The organism is Haloarcula salina, assembly GCF_010119195.1.
In the GTDB taxonomy this organism is placed as follows: domain Archaea; phylum Halobacteriota; class Halobacteria; order Halobacteriales; family Haloarculaceae; genus Haloarcula; species Haloarcula salina.
Map to the genome: position 1 here is coordinate 474,631 of NZ_WRXL01000003.1, position 22,089 is coordinate 496,719.

Here is a 22,089-nt window from a genome sequence, read left to right on the forward strand (position 1 = left end):
CGTTAAAAATGTGAACGGGTAACAGGTGACAGGCTCAGTTAGCCTTCGGTCGTCGCCTGTTCGGTGCCTTCCTCAGTCCCGCTCTCGGTGGGTTCTTCGGTTTCCTCGACGGGCTCGGCGGTCTCGTCTTCGGTCGGTTCCTCGGTCTCGTTGCCGATTGGTTCAGCGGTCTCGTCTTCGGTCGGTTCCTCGGTCTCGTTGCCGATGGGAGCCTCGGTTTCGTTCTCGGTCGGCTCTTCAGTTTCGTTGCCGATGGGAGCCTCGGTTTCGTTCTCGGTCGGCTCTTCAGTTTCGTTCTCGGTCGGCTCCTCGGTTTCGTTCTCGGTCGGCTCCTCGGTTTCGTTCTCGGTCGGCTCCTCGGTTTCGTTCTCGGTCGGCTCCTCAGTTTCGTTCTCAGTTGGCTCCTCAGTTTCGTTCTCGGTCGGCTCCTCGGTTGGGGTCTCCGTTGGTTCCTCGGGGGCCTCTTCGACGGTGAGTTCGGCGAAGTCGCCGTCATCACGCGTGAAGACGCTGTGGACGTACGTGTCGGGGTCGACGTCTTCAGTGGAGACGGTGAACGTGACGGTGGTCGACTCGTTGGCCGAGAGGTTCACCGACTGGGTGGCGAGTCGGTCGCCGTCGAGGCGGAACTCGACCGGCTGGGTCGTCTGGAAGTCGTTGGGGTTGGTGACGGTGGCGTTGACGGTGACGTTGTCACCGGCCGTGACGTTCGACGGGGCGTCCAGACTGTCGAGGGTGAACGACTCGGAGACGGTGATCTCCGCGATCTGGCCGTCTTCGCTGGTGAAGACGCCGTGGCGGTACTCGCCCGTGTCGAGGCCGGTCGTGTTGGCCTCGAACGTGACGGACGCGCTCTCGTTGGCGTCGAGCGAGACGACGGTGCGTTCGACGACCGCGCCGCCGAGGCGGAACTCGACGGGCTCGGTCACGGCCTCGTCACCGTTGTTCGTCACCGTCGCGGCGACGGTCACGGTGGAGTTCGGTGCGGTGCTGTTCGGCGCTGTCAGCGAGTCGACGCTGACGCCTGTCGTCTGTGTCGTCGGCGATTCCTGTTGCGCTGTCGCGCCCGGGACGGCCCCGGCCTGGGCGGCGAGGCCGCCGGCGACGAGCAGCGCGACGAATACGGCAAGCGTGTGGGTGCGTATCATGGATAGTGTAGCTGTGGTGTGGCAGTAGTCGGAGGCAGTGCGGACGAGGAGAAGGCGCACGGCGGTATAAACCGAAACGACCGTTCACGGGCGAATAACGAGTTGCTAAGCCATAATTCGAGATTGGAAGGACGTGGCCACGAGCGTTGCCCGACCTTACTCCGGGCGTGAAGCGTTTGGATGGTCATTAAGAACGGACATTCAGCGGACTCGGTCGATTCGAACGGTCGTCGACGTGGCGGGTGTGGTGCCTCGACGGCCGGATTCGCGTTCGCGGTGGGGACGGCGGGGCGGTGTGTCACGTCCTCTCCCGACACGTCGGCTTTCGACACGTGTTTACCCGTCGGCGGCCCAGCATTCGACGCTATGCGCGTGACGTTTCTGGGGACGAGTGGGGCCGTGCCGACGACCCAGCGCAACACCAGCAGCATCTTCTGTAACCGGGACGGGGACTACCTCCTCTTCGACTGCGGCGAGGGGACCCAGCGCCAGATGATGCGCTACGGCACCGGCTTCGCCGTCGACCACCTGTTCGTCACGCACCTCCACGGCGACCACGTCCTCGGGATTCCGGGCCTGCTCCAGACGTGGGACTTCAACGAGCGCGACCGCGCCGTCGCCATCCACACGCCGGCGGGGACCCGCGGCAACATCGAGCAACTGATTCAGGCCAACGGCACGACGCCGTCGTATCCGGTCCGCGTCAACGAGGTGTCGGCCGGCGACGTCGTCCTCGACCGCCCGGAGTACGAGGTCCGGGCCATCGAGACCGAACACCGCTGTGCCTGCGTCGGCTACGTCCTCGAAGAGGACGACCGCAAGGGGAAGTTCGACCGCGAGAAGGCCGAAGAGGAGTTCGGCATCCCGCCGGGGCCGAAGTACTCGAAGCTCCACCGCGGCGAGGCGGTCGAACACGAGGGCGAGACCATCCCGCCCGAGGCCGTGGTCGGGCCGCCGCGTCCCGGCCGGACGTTCGTCTACACGGGCGATACGCTCCCGACCGAGAGCGTCGTCGAGGCCAGCGAGGACGCCGACCTGCTCGTCCACGACGCCACGTTCGCCGCGGACCGCATGGAGCGGGCCAAGGCGACGGCCCACTCGACCGCTCGGGAGGCAGCCGACATCGCCCGTCAGGCCGGCGTCCGGACGCTGGCGCTGACCCACATCTCCACGCGGTACGCAGGCGGGGCCGACCAGCTGGCCGCGGAGGCCCGCGAGACCTTCGACGGCGAGGTGGTCGTCGCCGAGGACGGGATGGAGCGACACGTCCAGTTCGCCGACGCTGGCGAATAGCGATGAAATAGTGCAGCATATGTTCTCTCGCACAATAGCACGGGTATGACACAGCGACTGGTCCACGTCGGCCTGGGGGGACAGGGCTCCACCTGGGCGACCGATGCCATCCCGCCGAACGTCGACGACGGCCGCATCGAGGTCGTCGCCGCGGTCGACACCGACCCCGAACGACTCGAACGCGCCGAGACGTACCTCGGACTCGAACCGGAGCAGTGTTACACCGACCTCGAAACGGCGCTCGGCGAGCGCTCGGCCGACATCTGCTCGGTCGTGACGCCGCCGGCCACCCACGAACCGGTCGTCGAGATGGCCCTCGACCACGACCTTCACATCATCTCGGAGAAGCCGGTCGCCGACACGCTGGAGGGATCGGTCCGCATCGCCGAGAAAGTCAGCGACGCCGGCAAGAAGATGGGCGTGACGATGAGCCACCGCTTCGACCGCGACAAGACGACGTTCCGGCGGGCCGTTGCCGAGGCGGGCGCAGTCGACTACCTGACGGGCCGATACACCGGCAACGTTCGCAACCGTGGCTTCTACGCCGACTACGTCTACGAGATGGACGACATGCTCTTGCTCGACGGCGCGATCCACCACCTCGACATCCTCGCGTCACTGGCCGACGCACCCTGCGAGCGGGTGTACGCCGAGACGTGGACGCCGGAGGGGGCCGACTACGACGGCGACTGCGCCGGCCTCGTGACCCTCCACTTCGCCGACGGGACGCGCGCCCAGTACGAGGGCAGCTACGCCAACGCGACGACGCTCAACGGCTGGGGCCACGAGCAGTTCCGCGCCGAGTGCGACGACCAGACCGTCGTCCTCGACCGCCGCGATGTCGAGCGGTTCCACGCCGACGACTACCCGGTCGGAAACTTCGAGGGCCTCGGCCGGGGCGACGGCGAGGCGGTCCCGCTCGCCGAGCGCCCCCACTGGAAGAACGCCTGGCTCATCGAGCAGTTCGTCGACTGGGTCGAAGGTGGCGACCCGATGGCGACGAGCGTCGACAGCGTGCTGGAGTCGATGGCCATCGTCTTCGCGGCCATCGAGAGCAGCGAGACCGGCGAGGCCGTCGACGTGCAGGACATGCTCGACGAGGCCCGGACGTACGCCTGAGTTACCGACTCCGCGCGCCGCCGAACACGTCGCCGCGGCGTTCGTACTCCATCTCCGCGGAGACGGCCGCCGCCACGTCCGGACCCCACTCGCGCTCGACGAGGTAGAGCGCGAGGTCCAGGCCGGCCGTGACGCCGCCGCAGGTCAGCACGCCGCCGTCGTCGACGACGCGCTCGTCGACCACCTCTGCACCGGTCTCCCGCAGGTCGTCGAGCGCGCCGCCGTGTGTCACCGCCGGCCGGCCGTCGAGGACGCCGGCCCGCGCCAGCAGCATCCCGCCGGTACAGACCCCGGCGACTGTCGCGCCGCGCTCGCGGGCCGCCGCGATCGCGTCGGGCAGGTCGCCGCGCTCTGCCTCCGCCCACGCTCCCGCGTCGCTCCGCGCGTTCCAGCCCCCGCCGGCCACGACGAGGAGGTCAGGACTCGTCCCGGCCAGCGGACCGTCCGGTTCGACCCGGAGACCGTGGCTCGCGGTGACGCGTTCGGCGTCCCGGACCGAGCGGAGCGTCACGTCCCACGACGCGCCGAAGCGCGCCGCGTTCTCGAACACCTCGTAGGGACCGACGGCGTCCAGTTCGTCGAACCCGTCGAAACAGACGACCGCGACAGTGTCCATGCGGACCGATCGGGGCGCACCGGCAAATAGCCACGCGCTCACTGCCCGACCAGTTCGAGACGAGTCTGTGAGTTGTTCGGGCCGATTCCGTGTGCGAGTCCCGATGCCGTTTCGGCCTCGCCGAAAACAGTCGGATGGTAAACACTTTTCTCCCGGTGGTGTGTCAAAACCGACCGATGGCAACGGCCCTCCATCCCTCCAAGACCCTCCTCGTGGTCCTCGCCATCGGCCTGCTCTGTGGCACGGTCCCGCTCTTCGTCGGGACGCCACAGCAGGACGACTGTCGGTATCAGGCGACGGCGTTCGACCCCGAGACCGAAGCGAACGTCCTGGCGCACCGCTCGGACGACGTGACGAACCTGTCGTACTACGACGATACGAACCGAACGCGGCGCGTCATCCGGCGGGCCGCGAGCGGCGAGTCGGTCACGTTCCCAACGAACGACAGCGAACTCGCCAGCCTCACCAACGAGAACGACCACGCCGTCTACCGCGGCCGGTACTACCACCTGAACGTCACCGAGCGCGACGAGACGGCGACCCTCCGACTGGAACCGCGCAGTGCGGACGCGTTCGTGAGCGACATCGCAGTCGACTACGAGTCCGTCCGGCCGGCAGTCCAGCGCGTGGTCGACCGCGGGAACGGCACCATCTCGACCGCCAACGCGTCGGCGCCCGTCTCGTCCGGCGGCGTTCCGTCGGTCGTGGAGAAAGACGGTACGTACTACGTCGTCGAGCCGACGAACGAGCTGGCCGTCGTCGTCCGGTTCCTCCTCGGCATGGCGTGGCTGATGGTCGGCTCGACGCTGATGTGGCTCGCCGGCGGCTACCTCGGCGCCGGACTGGGCGTCTACGGGGTGCAAGTCGCACGCGGGCGACGCCGGGCGCTCACCGCTCGCTCGGTGGCCGTCGTGGTCGCGCTGGTCGCGGTCGCCAGCGGCGCCGGAGCAGCCGCCTGGCAGGTCACCGCAGCCGGTGCGTCGCCCGGGGACGCCGAGCGACTCCTCCTGAGCGCGCTCATGGCGGTCCCGTCGGCCGTCGCGCTGGCGTTGCTGCTCGGCGTCGGCGTGGCGCTCCGACGCCGGTCCTCGGACACCGAACTCCTCACCGCCGGCGTGCTCGTCGTCGCGGCCGTCGCCGTCGGCGCCGCCGTCGACGCCGCGATGACGGGGTCCGCGTTCCTGTTCGTCTCCACGGCCGTCATCGACACCGTGACGACGACTGTCTTCGGACTGCCGCTCGCCGCGCTGGGGTACGTCCACGCCGACGCGGACTCCGTCGGGAGCGCCTGACGGCGCCCGGCAATCTGTCGTGCGGTAGCAGTACCCACTGCTCCCCAGCGCTCTTTTGCGTCGCCGTCCAGCCCACCAGTATGTCCCACCCGTTCCACATCGTCGACGTGTTCGCCAGGCGGCGCTACGCCGGGAACCAGCTCGCCGTGGTGACCGACGCCGGCGACCTCGACGGCGAGGAGATGCAGGCCATCGCCGCCGAGATGGACTACTCCGAGACGACGTTCGTCACCGGCGACCCGACCGAGGGCGCGTGGCCGGTCCGCATCTTCACGCCGGCCGCGGAGATTCCCTTCGCCGGCCACCCCACGCTCGGAACAGCGCAGGTGATCCGCGAGCACTTGGCCGACGGCCGCCCGGAGTCGGTGACGCTCGCCCTCGACGTGGGCGAGGTCCCCGTCGAGGTCCGCCGGCGCGACGGCCGCGAGACGCTGTGGATGACCCAGCGACCGCCCGAATTCGGCGAGGAACTGGAACACGCCCGTCTCGCCGAGGTGCTCGGGCTCTCGGTCGATGACCTCGACGTGGACTGGCCGGTCCAGGTGGTCTCGACGGGGCTGCCGACCATCGTGGTCCCGGTGGCCGACCGTGCCGCGCTGACGGCTATCGACCTCGATCGGGCGGCCTACGACGCCGTCACCGGCGACCGGGAGGCGAAGAACGTCCTCGCCGTCTGTCGGGACCCGCGCGAGGCCGACGACGACCTCGCCGTGCGGGTGTTCGCGCCGTTTTACGACGTGGCCGAGGACCCCGCGACCGGCTCCTCGAACGGCTGTCTGGCCGCCTACCTCGCCCGCCACGAGGTGTTCGGCAGCCCCACCGTCGACGCCCGCGTCGAGCAGGGCTACGAGATGGGGCGACCGTCGCTGCTGCACCTCGCCGCCGACGCGACCGGCGACGCGGTGACGGTAGAGGTGGGCGGCGGCGTCGTGCCCGTCGCCCGCGGCGACCTGCTGTAGCGGCCGCGACCGGCACACTCATTTCGCCCCCGGCGGAAGGCCGCCGTATGGATCTCGCACACGTCGCGATCTGCGTTTCCGACCTCGACCGCGCGATGGACTTCTACGGCGACCTCGGCTTCGAGGAGACCCACCGCTTCACGCTCGACGGCGTGACGAACGTCTATCTCGGCCGCGACAGCGACGGCGAGGCCGACCTGCAACTGCGCCACGACCCCGACCGGACCACGCCAATCGCTCCCTCGCGCGCGGATGTGGACCACGTCGCCTTCACCGTCGACGACGTGGACGACACCTTCGAGACGGCCATCGACGCCGGCGCGGCCCCGGTGCTCGAACCGACCGAAATCGACGCCGCCGGGGCCTACGCGGCCTTCGTCGAGGACCCCGAGGGGTACACGCTGGAGTTCTACCGCTGGCTCTGAGGCGCACGGACGGGCCTCGCTTCTCGCGTCGGTGACGCCCCTCGGCGGCGGGTCCCCGTCGAGATTCGCGGTCGGCGCGTTCACCGCCGGTTCGCTCACCGCCGACACGGAAGCACCGGCCGACCCGGCTCTAGCACCAATATTCAACTGTGGGTCGAGAGAACCAGTCTGGTGTGAGTGACTACTCTATCGCCGTGATTCCAGGCGACGGCATCGGTCCGGCGGTCACCAGCGCGTCGGAAGAGACGGTCGCGGCCGTGGCCGACCGGTTCGGGTTCTCCGTCGAGACGACGGCGTTCGACTGGGGGACGGAGCGCTACCTCGACCGCGGGGCGATGATGCCCGATGACGGCCTCGACCGATTGGCCGAGTTCGACGCCGTGTTCCTCGGCGCGGTCGGCCACCCCGACGTGCCCGACCACGTGACCCTCCACGGACTGCTGTTGCCGATTCGCAAGGGGTTCGACCAGTACATCTGCAAGCGGCCGAACGTCCTCTTCGACGGCATCGAGAGCCCGCTGCGCGGGTACGAGGGCGGGGACATCGACTTCGTGGTCTACCGGGAGAACACCGAGGGCGAGTACGCCGACATCGGCGGCCGCGAGCACGCGGGCTTCGACCACGAGACCGCGGTCCAGTCGGCGCTGTTCACCTGGCGCGGGACCGAGCGCATCGTCCGGGCGGCCTTCGAGGCGGCGACGGAGCGCGCGGGCACCCTCACCAGCGTCACGAAGTCGAACGCCCAGGCCCACAGCATGGTGTTCTGGGACGACGTGGTGGCCGAAGTCGGCGAGGAGTATCCCGAGGTGTCGGTCGAGCGGATCCTGGTCGACGCGGCGGCGATGGACCTGATCCGCCGGCCCGACGAGTTCGACGTGCTCGTCGCGTCGAACCTCTTCGGCGACGTGCTGACCGACGTCGGCGCGCAGGTCACTGGCAGCATGGGCCTCGCCCCGTCGGGGAACATCCACCCGGGCGAGGCGTACCCCTCGATGTTCGAACCGGTCCACGGGAGCGCCCCCGACATCGTCGGCGAGGGCGTGGCGAACCCGCTCGCGGCGGTCCTGTCGTGGTCGATGCTGTTCGAGGACCTCGGCGAGGACGACGCCGCAGCGGCCCTCTGGAACGCCGTCGCGGACCAACTCGCGGACGCGTCGGCCCCGCGGACGCCCGACCTCGGCGGCGACGCCGGCACCGAGGCGGTCGTTGCGGACCTCCGCGACCGGCTCTGAACCGCGCAATCGGGACGGCGACCGCGACCCTCTCACCGGCTGGCCACTCGACGCTCCGGATCGACGCGGCCGCCAGAGAGACAACCGTTATGACCGTCCGGTCGGTATCGGCCCCGGTGTGACGGCGAGACGTGACCGAGTGCCGGTCCGACGAGAGGGGCGTCGACGCGGGAGGGCGGCACGCCGCGAGAACTCCGCGGCGAGCGACCCCCGATCCGACAGCGGGTGTCGCCCGTGAAGTCGTCCGTCCGACTCCCGTCGCTCTCGGGGCTCCGACGGTTCGACGCGCTGGCGCTGACCTCGGCGCTCTGGTTCCTCGGGAAGTTCGTCCGGTACGCGTTCCCGCCGCTGTTCGAACAGTTGGCTGGCGTCTACGACGTGTCGACGGCGGTGCTCGGGACCGCCTTCAGCGCCCTCCTGTTCGTCTACGCGCTGATGCAGTTCCCGTCCGGGTGGCTCGCCGACCGATTCAGCTCAGTCGTCGTCATCGGTGCCGGAGCGACGGGCGCGGCGCTCGGTGCGCTCGTCCTCGCCGTCGACGGGCCGCTGGTGGTCCTCGTCGGGGCGATGGTGGCCATCGGGGCCGGGACGGGGACGCTGAAGACGGTCGGCGTCCGACTGCTCTCGCGGACCTACCCCGCTCAGACCGGCCGCGTCCTCGGGGTGTTCGACACGTTCGGTACGTTCGCGGGGGTCGCGGCCCCCACCGTCGCGCTCGCCTTCGCGGCCAGACCCGGCGTCGTCGGCTCCGGGTGGCGGACGACGTTCCTCGCCGCTGGCCTGGCGACAGTCGCCGTGGCCGCCGCCTTCGTCGCGCGGGTCCCGGAGCGGCTCTCGGCCGCCGGCGCTGCCGGCACGGACGGGGACGCCGACGTGTCGCTGTCGTCGTACGTCTCCCTGTTTCGCCGGTGGCGCTTCACAGCGTTCGTCGCGGTGGCGGTGCTGTTCTCCTTCGTGTTCAACGGGACCGTCGCCTTCCTCCCGCTGTTTCTCACGCGGCAGGCCGGGTTCGGGCCCGGCACGGCGGGCCTGCTCTACAGCGCCCTGTTCGCCGTCAGCCTCGTCCAGCTCGTCACCGGCGAGGTCAGCGACCGGGTCGGTCCGCTCCCGGTGCTCGCGGCCACGCTCGGCCTCTCCTCTGCCGCGTTGGCCGGGCTGATCGTCCTCGCAGGCGACGCCGGATCGCTGGCAATCGGTGCGGTGGTCGCGACGCTCGGCATCGGCATGCACGGGTACCGCCCGGTCCGGGGCGCCTACCTGATGGCCGTCATCCCCTCGTCCGTCGCCGGCGGCAGCCTCGGCGTCGTCCGCACACTGCTGATGATCGCCGGTGCGCTCGCCCCGGCGGTCGTCGGAGTCCTCTCGGAGACGGCGGGCTTTCGGCCGGTGTTCTGGGGGCTCACGGCGCTACTCGCCCTCTCGACGGCGCTCATCGCGGTCCTGTGGATCGCCGGCGACTGAACCGCGACGTACCGCGCTCGCCGCCGTCGCTCCTCACTCACCGTCAGTCGTAAAACGCGTTCACGGGTCGTGCCTCCCCGTTCACGCATTCGACGGCCCTCACTTCGTTCGCGCCGTCCACGCCAGGACTGGGATTTGAACCCGATGCCAGACCTCGCTGTGTTCGGTCTGCCGTGATTCAAACCCCAGCCATCGAGTATGTGCCGCTCACGAAGTTGCTCGCGGCAAAAGTACGCCAGGACTGGGATTTGAACCCAGAATCCCGAAAGGGAACACGCTTTCCAGGCGTGCGCCTTACCGTTCGGCCATCCTGGCTCGCAGACGTGAGTCCGGGGGCGGCCGATTAAGGGCTTTCGTTTCCGAACAGGCGCGGCTGGGTGGCGTAGGTGGCCAGCGCGGCCCCGGCGGCGACGACCAGCGCGACGCCGACCTTCGCCGGAACCGAGACCGGCTCCGCCGCGAGGAGTTCGTAGCCCTGGACGAGCACGAGAAAGGCCAGCCCGCCGACGACGCCCCACAGCAGGCTCGATTTGGTTCGGGGCTTCATCGGTGCTGGTCGGCTGGCGCGTCGTCGCTCGCTGTCCTGGCGGGTCGGTCCATACCCGTGAGCGGGGCCGCCGCCGCCAAAACACCGCCGGATTCAGAGCAGGAGCGTGACGATGGCTAGGACGAGAAAGACCAGGACGAGGAGCTTCGCCACGCGGATGCTCAGTCCGGCGACCCCGCGGAACCCGGCGACCCCGGCGATCAGCGCGAGGACGAAGAAGACGATGGCGTAGTACAGGAGGCCGCCACCGCCGGCCTGGAGCGGGACGGCCGCCGAGAGCGCGGCGAGGGGCGCGGCTACCATTGCGACCACCCGACGGCGCGGCGGCGCGACGATGGCTGTTCGGAACGCGTCTGTGGCTGCTGTGACGTTCGTGACATGATTCACCGTTCGAGGCCAGGCATCCCCCGTGTTGTGCTTGCGAGCGCGTCCGGCGCGGAACGGACTGTAGCGGCGCGAACGAGGAACGCCGGCGTCGGGACCCTCCCCCTCTCGTGATCGGGTGTGCTGCCATCGGACAGCTACCACCTTTCACATGCAGGGGTGGTGCCGCCCAGCGCGCCGCCGGCTTCAGACCAGCACGTCGACCTCGTAGCCCGCCTCGCGGAGCGCCGAGAGGAGATGGTCGACGTGGTCCGGGCCGCGGGTCTCCAGGTCCAGTTCGACCTCGGCGGAGTTCATCGCCACGTCGCGGTTGGTCCGCTCGTGCTCGATGGCGTAGATGTTGACCTGCTCGCGCGAGAGGACCGTCACGAGCTCTTCGAGCGCGCCGGGGTGGTCTCTGAGCACGGTCCGGATCCGGAGGTAGCGACCGGTCTCGGCCAGCCCGCGCATGATGACGTTGGTCAGCATGTTCAGGTCGATGTTCCCACCACACAGCGCGGGGACGACGGTCTCGTCCTCGGCGTAGTCGAACTTCTCCTCCGTGACGGCGGCCAGCGGGACGGCCCCCGCGCCCTCGGTGAGCGTCTTCGAGCGCTCCAGCAGCGCCGTCAGGGCGACGGCGATCTCCGAGTCCGAGACGGTGACGACCTCGTCGACGCGCTCGCGGATGACCTCGAAGGTCTTCTCGCCGACGGTCCGTGTCGCGATGCCGTCGGCGATGGTCTCGACGCTGTCGCGCTCGATCCGGTGGCCCTTCTGCAGTGACTCGGCGACGCTCGACGCGCCCTCGGCCTGGACGCCGACGACGCGGATGTCCTCGTCTTTGCCCTTCAGCGCGGTCGCGATGCCGCTGATGAGGCCGCCGCCGCCGATGGGGACGACGACGGTCTCGACGCTGGGGAGGTCCTCGTAGATCTCCAGGCCGATGGTCCCCTGGCCGGCCATCACCCGCTCGTCGTCGAACGCGTGGACGTAGGTCCGGCCCTCCTCGCGCTCGATCTCGTGGGCGCGCTCGGCGGCCGCGTCGTAGTCGCGGCCGTGGAGGACGACCTCGCCGCCGTAGCTCCGCGTCGCTTTCACCTTCGAGACGGGGGCCTGCTCGGGCATGACGATCTTCGAGTCGACGCCGATGCGCGTGGCGGCGAGCGCGACGCCCTGGGCGTGGTTCCCGGCGCTCGCCGTGACGACGCCCGCCTCGCGCTCCGCGGGCGAGAGCGTCGCGATGCGGTTCGTCGCGCCGCGGACCTTGAACGAGCCGGTCCGCTGGAACAGTTCGTGCTTGAGGTGGAGGTCCGCGCCCGTCATCGCGGAGAAGGTGTGCGAGTAGTCGAGCGGCGTGTGCCTGGCCGTCTCGGAGACCCGGTCCTGTGCGGCGAGGACGTCCTCGAACGAGAGCATGGCTGTGGCTATTCGCCGAGTCGTGTTATACTGTCGGCCGTCGGTCGCCGCGGGCGTACCGCTCGCGGAGTGGTAACTATCAGAGGTGTACTCTACCACGGAAAGGGGAGCGTGTGACTGCAATCGGTGAGTCGTTCCCGATTGACTTAAAGGCAGTCGTAGCAGAGTGAAAGTGAAAGTGACGGACGGAGAGGGGACCGTCCCGTGGCCGAGGGCGCGACGAGCCGGCGGCCGCGCCACGCCGGAGCGACCGCCTGCCGGTCAGAACTGTTTTGGGTTCGGTGCGTAAGGTTGGGGTAGATGGACACCTGGCAGCGGCGGACCTCTCTGTACGTCCTCGCCCTCGTTGGCATCATTCTCGGGTACGCTCTCGCATACGACTACGGGATGTCGGCCTTCGAGAACGAGCCGCGGTCGTTCCTCAAGTCGCTACAGATCGTCGTCGAGACGTTCACGACGACCGGATACGGGTCGGACGGGGATTGGCAGAGCACGGGGATGTTGCTCCTCATCATCGTGATGGACGTGACCGGCGTCGTCCTCATCTTCCTCGCGCTCCCGGTCCTCCTCTTTCCGTTGTTCGAGGAGGCGATGGCGACGAACGCCCCGACGTCTGTCGAGGAGGACATCGCCGACCACGTCGTCATCTGCCAGTTCACCCCCCGCGGTGAGACGCTCATCACGGAACTGGAGACGTGGGACGTGCCGTACGTCGTCGTCGAGTCGGACCGCGCCCGAGCCAACGAACTCTACGAGGAGGGGTATCACGTCATCCACGCCGACCCGCAGTCCGTCGAGGGACTAGAGCGGGCCCACCTGTCGTCGGCCCGCGCGCTCGTCGCCGACGCCTCCGATCAGGTGAACACGAGCATCATCCTCACCGCTCGCGAAGTCGACGAGGCCGTCCAGACCGTCAGCGTCGTCGAGGAGCCCGACCGCGCGCGCTACCACGACCTCGCCGGGGCCGACGCCGTCCTCTCGCCGCGCCGACTGCTCGGCGAGAGCCTCGCGAGCAAGGTCACCACCGGCGTGTCGACGACGCTCGGCGACTCAATCGAAATCGGCCAGGACTTCGACATCGCCGAACTTCCCGTCCACCGCGGGAGCGACCTCGTCGGGACGACGCTGGCCGACAGCGGCATCCGCGAGGAGACCGGCGTCAACGTCATCGGCGCGTGGTTCCGCGGCCAGTTCGTCAGCCCGCCGGACCCGGACGCCGAACTCGACGGCAGCACCGTCCTGCTGGTCTCGGGGACCGAACGCCAACTGGAGCAACTGAAAGAGCTGACGCTGTCGAGCGTCCGCGGCTTTCGCCGGGGCGAAACCGTCATCATCGGGTCCGGCGAGGTCGGTCAAACCATCGCCGCGGACCTGCGCAGTGCTGGCGTGCCTCATACCGTCCTCGACAAGACCGACCAGCCCGGCGTCGACGTGGTCGGCGACGCGACGGAGCCGGACGACCTCCGCGCCGCCGGCATCGAGGACGCCCGAACGGTGATCCTGGCACTCTCCGAGGACACCGACACGGAGTTCGCCACGCTGGTCATCCGCGATCTGAACCCCGGCGTCGAGATCATCGCGCGCGCCGAAGAGACGGCGAACGTCAAGAAGATGTACCGCGCCGGGGCCGACTACGTTCTCGCGCTGTCGACGGTCAGCGGTCGGATGCTCGCCTCCACGATCCTCGAAGACGAGGACGTCATCTCGATGGACCAGCAGGTCGAGATAATCCGCGTCACCGCGGACGGTCTCGGCGGCACGACCCTCGGCGAGGCGGACATCCGCTCGCGGACCGGCTGTACCGTCATCGCCATCGAGCGCGATGGGACTGTCCTCACCGACCTCGGCCCGGACGTGCGGATCGAGTCGAACGACAGGCTCGTCATCGCCGGGACCGACGACGGCGTGAATCGGTTCCAGTCGCTGTTCGAGTAGTCGTTGTCGGGCGAAAAAGCCCGAGTGCTCGCTGCGCTCGCACTCGGGACCGTTGCTTACCGCACGTCGAGCGGGACGAACGTCGTGTCTTCGGGCTTCGCACCGACGTATCGGGCCCGCGGGCGGATCAGACGCTCCCCCTCCACCTTTTTCGTCGTCGCCGTTCCTCGCTCGCGTCGCTCGCTGTGGGGACGGCTCCTCGAAAAACGTGGGCGAAAAAGGCCGAGTGCTCGCTGCACTCGCACTCGGGACCGTTGCTTACCGCTCGTCGAGCGGGACGAACGTCGTGTCTTCGGGCTTCGCACCGACGTACCGGGCCCGCGGGCGGATCAGACGATTGTCCTCGATGTACTCGAAGACGTGGGCGACCCAGCCGCCGACCCGGGACATCGCGAAGATGGGGGTGTAGATGTCGATTGGGATGCCCATCTGGTAGTACGTCGACGCGGAGTAGAAGTCGACGTTCGGGGCCAGCCCCTTCTCCTCCATGAGGTAGTCCTCGATGGTGGTCGACATCTCGTACCACTTGAGCGAGCCCGCGGCCTCGCCGAGCTCCTTCGAGCGTTCGCCGAGGATCTTCGCGCGCGGGTCCTTGACGTTGTAGACGCGGTGGCCGAACCCGGAGACGCGACGGCCCTCGTCGAGGGCGGTCTGGACCCACTCCAGGGGGTCCATCTCCGCGTCGTCGACCTCCTTCAGCATCTCCATCACGTCCTGGTTGGCCCCGCCGTGGAGCGGTCCCTTCAGCGTCCCGATGGCGGAGGTGACGGCGCTGTGCACGTCGGAGAGCGTCGACGCCGTCACGATGGCCGAGAACGTCGAGGCGTTGAGCCCGTGGTCTGCGTGGAGTACGAGCGCCTGGTCGAACACGTCGGCCAGCACGTCGTCGGGCTCCTCGCCGTTGAGCATGTAGAGGAAGTTCGCCGCGTGGTCCAGGTCCTCCCGGGGCTCGACCGGCTCCTCGCCGTCGCGGATGCGGGTGAACGCCGCGATGATGGTCGGGATCTTGGCCGTGATCCGCCGTCCCGTCTCCAGATTGACCGCCTCGTCGGTCGGCTCGGCGTCTTCGGGCGACGGGTCGAACGCCGACAGCATCGACACCGCCGTGCGGAGCGCCGCCATCGGGTCCTCGTCGGCCTCGGCGAGCTGGCGAACCGTCGAGATCACGTCCTCGTCCACGTCGCGGGCGTCCACCATCGCCTGCTTGAACGTGGAGAGTTCGTCGCTGTCGGGCAACTGGCCGTGCCAGAGCAAGTACAGCACCTCTTCGTAGCTGGCACCCTTCGCGAGGTCCTCGATGGTGTACCCCCGGTACACGAGTTCGCCCTTGTCGCCGTCGATGACGCTAAGTTCGGATTCGGCGACGAGGACACCCTCGAGTCCCTTCTTGAGGTCGTCGGACATACGCAACCAGTTCCCAACCTGCCGGGAAAAGCATTTTCTTTCCAAGCGTGTGTGCCACAATGTCAGGACTGTTTTAGTGGACATTTGGCCACTAATTTCTCCATAACAGAGTAATTTTATCCCAACCTGGCACCGTCGCTGTGGTTCTGGCGCGCAGATCCGGGCGGAGCGGGGTCCGCTACCGCCTCTCACAGTGAGGAACGCTTTTCCTCGGCGCAATCGAAGCGGCGCGTATGGATCCGACGGGGACGGTCGAGTACGAGCCGGTCAGCGTCAAGGAGCTGCTGGCCGAGATGAAAGACACCGCCGAGTTGCTCATCGACCTCTCGTACTCGGCCGTCCTGCTCGGGAGCGACGACGTGGCCGCGGAGGTGCTGGAACTCGAAGAGAAGATGGACGTGCTCCAGCTCCGCGCCCGGATGAGCCTGCTGATGGCCTGTCGGTCGACCGAAGACGCCGAATCGCTCGCGCCGGTCCTGGGGATGGTCGGGGCCGCCGAGAAGATCAGCGACGCTGCGGGCGACATCGCGAAGGTGGTGCTCGAGGACATCGGCCTCCCGGACACGATGCGGGCGGCGCTACCCGAGGCCGTCGAGACGCTCGTCCGGGCGACCGTCGAGCCGTCGTCGCGGCTGGCCGGCGAGACGCTCGGCGGGCTGAACCTCGAAACAGAGACCGGCGTGCGGGCGCTGGCGATCCGGCGGCAGGGGGCCTGGCTGCTCAACCCCGACCGGGAGACGCGCATCGAGGCCGACGACGTGGTCCTCTTTCGCGGCCCCGAGGACGGCGTCGCCGGGGTCTACCGCGACGCCACCGGCGAGGCGTACGAACCGCCCGAGCCGCCGGCCGGCGGGATTCGCGACCTCGAGCGGGCCGTCGACTCGATCGTCCTGATGAAGGACATGGGCGAACTGGCGGTCGACCTGGCCTACGGCGCGGTGCTGTTCGACAGCGCGGAGGTCGCAGAGGAAGTCGTCGAACTCGAAGCCGAGGTCGACGCGCTCCAGTCGCGCTTCGAGGCGTGGACGCTCCGGGCCGCGGCCGACATCGACGACCCGGTGTCGCTGCGGGGGCTGGTCCACCTGGCCCGCTCGACGGAGGTCATCTCGGACGCCGCCCTGGAGATGAGCGAGGGCGTGCTGCGCGGGCTCTCGACGCACCCGGTCGTCGCCGAGGCCGTCCGCGAGTCCGACGAGGTCATCGTCCGGACGACGGTGCACCCCGGCAGCGACCTCGCGGGGACGACCATCGGCGAGGCGGCGGTCAAGACGGCGACCGGGATGCGCATCATCGCCATCCGGCGGGCGGCCGGCGAGAGCGAGCGCACCGGCCGGGAAGGCGGCGACTGGGTCGTCTCGCCGGGACCGGAGACGCCGCTGCGAACGGGCGACGTGCTCATCGCCAAGGGGACGCGGACCGGGGGCGACCGGCTCGCGGACCTGGCGACCGACGGTGAGCGGAACTAGCGCCTGGCGAGCTTGACCGCCGAGACGGCCGTCAGGAGGGCCGTCGCCAGCCCGCCGAGCGAGACGATCAGGACGAACGCGAGCGCGACGTACAGCGCCATCGGTCGCCGCGTCCCCGGCAGGACGAACAGGGCGAACACCGCCGCCGTGAACAGGGCCGACAGCGCGAACCCGACCGCCGCGTTCCGGGGGACGTCGAGGGCCGAGACCATCGCCGCCTTTCCGCTCCGTGGCTCGGACTCTGACACGACCGGCGATACGGCGGGAGCCCCCAAGACGCCGTCGGTCCGGCGCCGCGCGAATCCGAACCAGTAAAGGCTCCCAACGCAAACGTGTCGGTAATGGTTACCCTCGGTACGGCGAGCGCCGCTCCCGGCGAGGTCGACACGGGACGGCTGGAGGTCGGTGAGACCCGCGACGGGTCCGCCGTCGGGCTCCCCGTCGCCGTCGTCAACGGCGTCGACGACGGCCGGACGCTCTACATCCAGGCCGCGAGCGACGGCGACGAACTGAACGGCGTCGGCGTCGTCCGGCGGGTGCTCCCGCGACTCGACCCGGCCGAACTGTCCGGGACGATTCTGGTCTGTGGCATCGTCAACTACCACGCCTTCCAGGTCGCCGAACACCGCAACCCGATCGACGACACGAAGATGAACCGGGCGTACCCCGGCGACCACTCGGGGACGTCGAGCGAGCGCATCGCCGCGGCCACCTTCGACGCCGCCATCAGCGCCGACCTCGTGCTCGACCTCCACCAGGGGTCGACCTCTCGAATGATCGACGAGGTGCGAGTGCGCTGTGGCTCCCGCCACCGCCTCCACAGTGACTGCCTGGAGCTCGCCAAGGTGTTCGGCTGCGGTCACATCCTGGACCAGAAGGGGCCGGACGGCCAGCTCGCCCGCGCGGCCCCCGACGAGGGCGTCCCGACCATCGACCCCGAGCTCGGCGGCTGCGTCGGCTGGGACGAGTCCTCGATCCAGCGCGGCGTCGACGGCGTGTTCAACGTCCTCACGTACTACGACTTCCTCGACGGCCGGCACGACTCCCGACCACAGACCCGAGCGACGGGATTCGAGCAGTACGGCTCGCCCGTCGGCGGCCTCGTCGACCTCCAGGTCGACCTCGGCGACCGCGTCTCGCGGGGGGAGACGCTGTTCGAGGTGACCGACGTGTTCGGACGGACGAAAGCCGAGATCACCGCCGACTCCAACGGGATCTTCTGGCGCGCTCGCCGCCTCCCCCAGGTCGCGACCGGCGAGTACGTCTGCTCGGTCGGGACGAACATCGACACGTACTGAGCGTCGCGCCGCGCGACGCCGTTATCGCATCAACAGGGTCGACACGGGGAACTCCGCGTCGACAGAAAGCCACTGGTTTTCGACGTCGGTCGCGTCGACGTCCGGCGCGTAGCAGATGAACCGGTCGGTACCGTCTGGGCGGGAGCGCACGACAGCAGGCAGGGCCCCCTCATCGGGGTCGGGGGTAGTCGTCACGTCGTCCGTTGACCGAGTGTCCGAGTCCATACGTCCGCTGTCGGCATCAGTACTCATTGTTACCAGTCGATTATTGCCGGAAAGGACTACTGAACGTCCTCGAGTGACACCAGTTCGTCCGCCGGAACGGCCAGCCACTTCGACCTGACCTCGGTGCCGGATTCGTTCGACGGGTAGAGTATGGCTCGCTCGCCACCGCCGGCCGCCGGCTCGCGCTCGACGGTCAGTAGCTCCTCTGTGACCTCGTCGCCTACCGTGTTCCGCCGCCTCGTCTCGCGGTTCTCGCCGTTCATACCAGCCGTGTATATCGGACCGAAGGATTGTTATCCGCCACCTAAACGGCCGTTTTCAGTCTTGGTACTCCGACGTTACCGACGCCGGTCGGGGCGCTGACACCTCGGAATCGGGCCACGTCTGGAAGGCAGTGCCGACGACGGTCCGCCCTCGGTCAGGGACGCCATTCGCGCACGAAGGCACTGGCGGCGGTTCGCCCTCAAGGCCGGTCTGTTCAGAGCCCTCACCGCGACGGGTGGGTGGGCGCGTCGAAGCCGCCGCGGACGAGCGGCTTCGAGATGTGCCGCCGCGCGACCGGCGGGACCTCGTACCAGCCCCGTTCGAGGCCGCGGTCGAGCGGTCGGGGGACCTTCTCGTCGGCGCTGGTGTCGCAGTCCCGACAGCGATAGCCCTGGTCGCGGCCCGCCGACTCCATCGACCGGCCGCACGTGGGGCAGTCCGGCGTGACGCGTTCCGTCGTCACCAGGTCGCGGACGGCGAACTTCTCCAGTTTGAGCGTCCCGTCGCTGACCTCGCCGCAGACGGTGATCCGGTCGCCGGTTCTGAGCGCCCGGACCCGGTCGCGAAAGCCCTTCGTCGGTTCGAACGCCGCGCAGTCGAGGGTCCCCGCGCCGTCGCTGAGCGCGAAGAACACGTGCCCGCCCCGCCGGGTCTCCGGCGGTTCGGTCACGTCGCCGGTGACGCGGTAGGCGCTGTCGTCCGTGACCGTCCCGATTTCGACGTCCTGTAGGTGCACGTCGGTCCCCTGATTGGTGACGAACGTGGCTCGCCGGGCTATCGGTTCGCTCTCGATGGCGTCGGAGACGGCGCGACAGGCCGCGGGGTCGTCGCCGCGGATGCCGTAGAGGATCGGACACGGCGTGCGCGGGACGCAGACCGGGTAGCCGGACGCGCTGTCGACCGTGTCCCAGACCGCGGGGTAGCGCTCCTCGGCGGCGGCTCGCACGCTCTCGGCGTCGACCGCCCGTTCGGTCCCCCACCGCTCGCGCTCGCGGTAGGCGATGTGCTCGCACGTCCAGTCCGAGAACGCCGCCCACGCGCCGACGGCCGCCAGCGCGCCGATCATCCCTCGACCGTTCCCGCGCTGCCGGCGGGCGAAGCCCACCACGTCGGCGAGCGTCGTCGCCGCTATCGGATCCTGAATCGAGCGGACGGCGTCGCGGGCGAACGTCGCGACCTGCGGCGGGACCGCGTCGGGGTCGCAGTCGGCGACGACCGCGCCGGGGTTGGTCCGCGGATCGCCGGTCTCGGCCACGTCGAGCGCGTCGTCGACCAGTGCGACCGCCGCCTCGGCGTCGAGGTCCGTGTGGACCGCGAGCGCGGCGTTGCCGCGGGTCTTGTGCTCGACGGCCGGGTTGAGGCGGACGAGGAGCAGGCGCTCGACCGCTCCGCCGGCGTCCCGTATCGACTCGGCGAGCCGGGCGGCGACGTAGGTCGTACACATCCCCCGCTCGCGCGAGTCGGTATCGTCGAGGCCAACGACCGTCACGGCTCCTCGTAGTCCCGAGTCGGTCAAACCCCTTTCGTCCGCTCGCCGAACGCCCGCGCGGTTACCGTAGTCACCGTATAACCGCGCCTGACAGTTCAACGAGCGGCGCAACGCATATAACCGGTGAACGGCTTACCAACACAATAGAGGTACAGAGGACTATGTCACGGTCGGCGCTGGTCGGAAACGTCATGGCGATGCTCGAGGACGCTGGCTTCCTCGTCAGCGATCGCTGTGCGATTCGTCCGAAGAGCTTCGACGTCGCGGCCCGACGCGGGAAGGACGTGTTGCTCCTGAAGATACTGGGGAACATCGACGCCTTCGACGCCCAGACCGGCGGCGAGATGCGGCGGCTCGGCACGTATCTGAACGCCACGCCGATCGTGGTCGGACTCCGGACGCGCGACGAGGAACTGAAGCCCGGCGTCGTCTACTTCCGTCACGGCGTCCCGGTGCTGTCGCCGGACACCGCGATGGACCTGTTCGTCGAGGAGGTCCCGCCGCTCATCTACGCGGCCCCCGGCGGGCTCTACGTCAACATCGACTCCGAGATCCTCGCCGACGTCCGCGAGGAGCGCGACTGGTCGCTCGGCCGTCTCGCCAAGGAACTCGGCGTCTCGCGGCGCACGGTCTCGAAGTACGAGGACGGCATGGACGCCTCCGTCGAGGTGGCCGCCGAGCTCGAAGACCTGTTCGACGCGCCGCTGACCTCGCCGGTCAGCGTCCTCGACGGCGCGGAGGAGGTCCGCGACGACGAGCCGACGCCCGACGACCCCGACGTGGCCCCGGAGGACGAGCCCATCGTCACCGTGTTCACCCGGATCGGCTTCGAGGTCCACCCGACCGACCGCGCGCCGTTCAAGAGCGTCAACGAGAACGCGAGCAGCCGCGAGCAGGTGCTCGCCGGCCACTCCGCGTTCACCGAGACCGCCGAGAAGCGAGCGCGCATCATGTCGTCTGTCGGCGAGGTGACCCGCACCCGCTCGGTGTACGTCGTCGACGAACTCCGCCGGGAGTCCGTCGAGGGGACCGCCCTCATCGAAAAGGAGGAGATGGAGAACATCGAGGACGCTATCGACCTGCGCGACCTCATCATGGAGCGCGGCGAGGAACCCGAGGAAGTGGCCTGAGCGGCGCTGTCTGATTCGTTCGACGCTTCGAGCCGAAAAGCGGCGGCTCCGTTACTGCCCGTAGGTCTCTTCGAGGTACTCGACGATGTCGTCGGACTCGGCCATTCCGTCGATACCGTGTTCCGGGTCGACGAGCACCGGCACGCCGGTCTGGCCGGAGACCTCCTTCACCTCGGTCCGCTCGTCGTGCGAGCGCGGGACCATGTGGGACTCGTAGTCCAGACCGAGTTCGTCCAGTTTGGTCTTGACCTTCGCGCAGTACGGACAGCCCTCCAGTTCGTAGAGTTCGAGGTTGGCCATTGCGTCACCCCGTAGCGGGTCCACCGCCAAGAACACATCGGTGGTGTGTCCGGCGCGCACAGGACCGCGGGCGAGCGCCCTACGCGTCCACGTCCTCGGGCGCGTCGGCGAGCAGATCCGAGGCGGTCACCAGCGACTCCAGTTCGAGGCCGTGCTCGGCGAGGTTCTCGCGAGCGCCCTCCTCGCGGTCGACGACGACCAGGACGCGCTCGACGGTCGCGCCGGCCTCGCGCAGCGCCTCGGCGGCGTCGACGGCGCTCTGGCCGGTGGTCGCGATGTCTTCGAGGATGACGACCTCCTCGCCCGCGGCGAGGTCGCCCTCGATGCGGTTGCCCGTGCCGTACTCCTTGGCCTGCTTGCGGGCGATGACGTAGGGGATACCCGTCTCGACGCTGGTGACCGCGACCAGCGGGACGGCCCCGAGCGCGACGCCGGCGAGCGTGGGCTGTTCGTCCCATCCGGCGATGCGCTCGGCGAACGCTTCGGCGATGCGCTGGAGGCAGGTCGGGTCCGTCTCGAAGACGTACTTGTCGACGTAGTAGCTCGACGTGCCGCCGTGAGAGAGCTCGAATTCACCGAATTTGACGGCCTCCGCGTCTCGGAGGGCCGCGATGAGTTCCTCGTTTGCCATACCTGTACTGCACGGGCACGGGGCTAATGGCTGTTGGAATCGGGCGGCCCCTGATTGACGAAGCAGATGGCGA

Annotated in this window: 23 protein-coding genes and 1 tRNA gene; 11 read left to right on the forward strand and 13 right to left on the reverse strand. The window is 69.0% G+C overall.

Annotated features, from left to right (window positions below; translation table 11 throughout):
- Nucleotides 1–38: 38 nt before the first annotated feature.
- Complete coding sequence (locus GM656_RS10800) at nucleotides 39–1,148, reverse strand: hypothetical protein (RefSeq protein ID WP_162413668.1); 1,110 nt, start codon at nucleotides 1,146–1,148, stop codon at nucleotides 39–41.
- A 366-nt stretch (nucleotides 1,149–1,514) separates the two neighbouring features.
- Between GM656_RS10800 and rnz the strand changes: the two genes are divergently transcribed.
- Nucleotides 1,515–2,441, forward strand: coding sequence for a ribonuclease Z (rnz, locus tag GM656_RS10805; RefSeq protein ID WP_162413669.1), 927 nt, complete (start codon nucleotides 1,515–1,517; stop codon nucleotides 2,439–2,441).
- 45 nt (nucleotides 2,442–2,486) lie between these two features.
- Nucleotides 2,487–3,560 (forward strand): Gfo/Idh/MocA family protein, encoded by a 1,074-nt coding sequence (locus GM656_RS10810; protein WP_162413670.1) that lies wholly within the window; start codon nucleotides 2,487–2,489, stop codon nucleotides 3,558–3,560.
- 1 nt (nucleotide 3,561) lies between these two features.
- Here GM656_RS10810 and GM656_RS10815 read toward each other — a convergent pair whose 3' ends face one another.
- Nucleotides 3,562–4,176: a DJ-1/PfpI family protein gene (locus tag GM656_RS10815; RefSeq protein ID WP_162413671.1), complete on the reverse strand. Its 615-nt coding sequence runs from the start codon at nucleotides 4,174–4,176 to the stop codon at nucleotides 3,562–3,564.
- Nucleotides 4,177–4,352: 176 nt separating this feature from the next.
- Between GM656_RS10815 and GM656_RS10820 the strand changes: the two genes are divergently transcribed.
- The 5 genes from GM656_RS10820 to GM656_RS10840 all read left to right on the forward strand — a co-directional run bounded on the left by GM656_RS10820 (nucleotide 4,353) and on the right by GM656_RS10840 (nucleotide 9,545).
- On the forward strand, nucleotides 4,353–5,468 hold the full coding sequence (locus tag GM656_RS10820; protein ID WP_162413672.1) for a hypothetical protein: 1,116 nt from the start codon (nucleotides 4,353–4,355) through the stop codon (nucleotides 5,466–5,468).
- A gap of 80 nt (nucleotides 5,469–5,548) precedes the next feature.
- Entirely contained in the window at nucleotides 5,549–6,427 is an 879-nt protein-coding gene (locus GM656_RS10825) for a PhzF family phenazine biosynthesis protein (RefSeq protein ID WP_162413673.1), read from the forward strand.
- A 47-nt stretch (nucleotides 6,428–6,474) separates the two neighbouring features.
- Nucleotides 6,475–6,852 (forward strand): VOC family protein, encoded by a 378-nt coding sequence (locus tag GM656_RS10830; RefSeq protein WP_162413674.1) that lies wholly within the window; start codon nucleotides 6,475–6,477, stop codon nucleotides 6,850–6,852.
- Between the two features lie 173 nt (nucleotides 6,853–7,025).
- Nucleotides 7,026–8,084 carry an isocitrate/isopropylmalate dehydrogenase family protein gene (locus tag GM656_RS10835; RefSeq protein ID WP_162413675.1) on the forward strand — a complete coding sequence of 353 codons (1,059 nt, stop codon included), beginning with the start codon at nucleotides 7,026–7,028 and terminating at the stop codon, nucleotides 8,082–8,084.
- A 234-nt stretch (nucleotides 8,085–8,318) separates the two neighbouring features.
- Entirely contained in the window at nucleotides 8,319–9,545 is a 1,227-nt protein-coding gene (locus tag GM656_RS10840; protein WP_162413676.1) for an MFS transporter, read from the forward strand.
- 233 nt (nucleotides 9,546–9,778) lie between these two features.
- On the opposite strand, the gene GM656_RS10845 is transcribed toward GM656_RS10840, so the two are convergent.
- From GM656_RS10845 to ilvA, 4 genes are all read right to left on the reverse strand, one after another.
- A tRNA-Ser gene (locus GM656_RS10845) sits at nucleotides 9,779–9,860 on the reverse strand.
- A 28-nt stretch (nucleotides 9,861–9,888) separates the two neighbouring features.
- Complete coding sequence (locus tag GM656_RS10850; protein WP_162413677.1) at nucleotides 9,889–10,092, reverse strand: hypothetical protein; 204 nt, start codon at nucleotides 10,090–10,092, stop codon at nucleotides 9,889–9,891.
- 93 nt (nucleotides 10,093–10,185) lie between these two features.
- A complete protein-coding gene (locus GM656_RS10855; RefSeq protein WP_162413678.1) occupies nucleotides 10,186–10,395 on the reverse strand; it encodes a DUF1328 family protein in 210 nt (69 codons plus the stop codon).
- A gap of 267 nt (nucleotides 10,396–10,662) precedes the next feature.
- Nucleotides 10,663–11,874, reverse strand: a complete 1,212-nt coding sequence (gene ilvA, locus GM656_RS10860) for a threonine ammonia-lyase (protein WP_162413679.1) — start codon at nucleotides 11,872–11,874, stop codon at nucleotides 10,663–10,665.
- Between the two features lie 300 nt (nucleotides 11,875–12,174).
- Here ilvA and GM656_RS10865 point away from each other — a divergent pair, with 300 nt between their 5' ends.
- Nucleotides 12,175–13,809 carry a potassium channel family protein gene (locus GM656_RS10865; protein ID WP_162413680.1) on the forward strand — a complete coding sequence of 545 codons (1,635 nt, stop codon included), beginning with the start codon at nucleotides 12,175–12,177 and terminating at the stop codon, nucleotides 13,807–13,809.
- A 258-nt stretch (nucleotides 13,810–14,067) separates the two neighbouring features.
- Here GM656_RS10865 and citZ read toward each other — a convergent pair whose 3' ends face one another.
- Entirely contained in the window at nucleotides 14,068–15,213 is a 1,146-nt protein-coding gene (gene citZ, locus GM656_RS10870) for a citrate synthase (RefSeq protein WP_162413681.1), read from the reverse strand.
- A 233-nt stretch (nucleotides 15,214–15,446) separates the two neighbouring features.
- Here citZ and GM656_RS10875 point away from each other — a divergent pair, with 233 nt between their 5' ends.
- A complete protein-coding gene (locus GM656_RS10875; protein ID WP_162413682.1) occupies nucleotides 15,447–16,679 on the forward strand; it encodes a potassium channel family protein in 1,233 nt (410 codons plus the stop codon).
- Here GM656_RS10875 and GM656_RS10880 read toward each other — a convergent pair.
- Complete coding sequence (locus tag GM656_RS10880; RefSeq protein WP_241692749.1) at nucleotides 16,676–16,927, reverse strand: DUF7536 family protein; 252 nt, start codon at nucleotides 16,925–16,927, stop codon at nucleotides 16,676–16,678. The genes GM656_RS10875 and GM656_RS10880 overlap by 4 nt on opposite strands.
- A gap of 93 nt (nucleotides 16,928–17,020) precedes the next feature.
- Here GM656_RS10880 and GM656_RS10885 point away from each other — a divergent pair, with 93 nt between their 5' ends.
- The gene (locus GM656_RS10885; protein ID WP_162413683.1) at nucleotides 17,021–17,977 is read left to right on the forward strand and encodes a succinylglutamate desuccinylase/aspartoacylase family protein; all 957 of its coding nucleotides are present in this window, start codon (nucleotides 17,021–17,023) and stop codon (nucleotides 17,975–17,977) included.
- Nucleotides 17,978–17,998: 21 nt separating this feature from the next.
- Here the strand turns inward: GM656_RS10885 and GM656_RS10890 are convergent, their stop codons facing one another.
- The 3 genes from GM656_RS10890 to GM656_RS10900 all read right to left on the reverse strand — a co-directional run bounded on the left by GM656_RS10890 (nucleotide 17,999) and on the right by GM656_RS10900 (nucleotide 19,955).
- A complete protein-coding gene (locus GM656_RS10890; RefSeq protein ID WP_162413684.1) occupies nucleotides 17,999–18,202 on the reverse strand; it encodes a hypothetical protein in 204 nt (67 codons plus the stop codon).
- 56 nt (nucleotides 18,203–18,258) lie between these two features.
- On the reverse strand, nucleotides 18,259–18,465 hold the full coding sequence (locus GM656_RS10895) for a hypothetical protein (RefSeq protein WP_162413685.1): 207 nt from the start codon (nucleotides 18,463–18,465) through the stop codon (nucleotides 18,259–18,261).
- Between the two features lie 224 nt (nucleotides 18,466–18,689).
- Entirely contained in the window at nucleotides 18,690–19,955 is a 1,266-nt protein-coding gene (locus tag GM656_RS10900) for a tRNA(Ile)(2)-agmatinylcytidine synthase (RefSeq protein WP_162413686.1), read from the reverse strand.
- Nucleotides 19,956–20,116: 161 nt separating this feature from the next.
- Between GM656_RS10900 and GM656_RS10905 the strand changes: the two genes are divergently transcribed.
- Complete coding sequence (locus GM656_RS10905) at nucleotides 20,117–21,085, forward strand: transcriptional regulator (protein WP_162413687.1); 969 nt, start codon at nucleotides 20,117–20,119, stop codon at nucleotides 21,083–21,085.
- 51 nt (nucleotides 21,086–21,136) lie between these two features.
- Here GM656_RS10905 and GM656_RS10910 read toward each other — a convergent pair whose 3' ends face one another.
- Nucleotides 21,137–21,385, reverse strand: a complete 249-nt coding sequence (locus tag GM656_RS10910; protein ID WP_162413688.1) for a glutathione S-transferase N-terminal domain-containing protein — start codon at nucleotides 21,383–21,385, stop codon at nucleotides 21,137–21,139.
- A 79-nt stretch (nucleotides 21,386–21,464) separates the two neighbouring features.
- On the reverse strand, nucleotides 21,465–22,016 hold the full coding sequence (pyrE, locus tag GM656_RS10915; protein ID WP_162413689.1) for an orotate phosphoribosyltransferase: 552 nt from the start codon (nucleotides 22,014–22,016) through the stop codon (nucleotides 21,465–21,467).
- Between the last annotated feature and the right edge of the window lie 73 nt (nucleotides 22,017–22,089).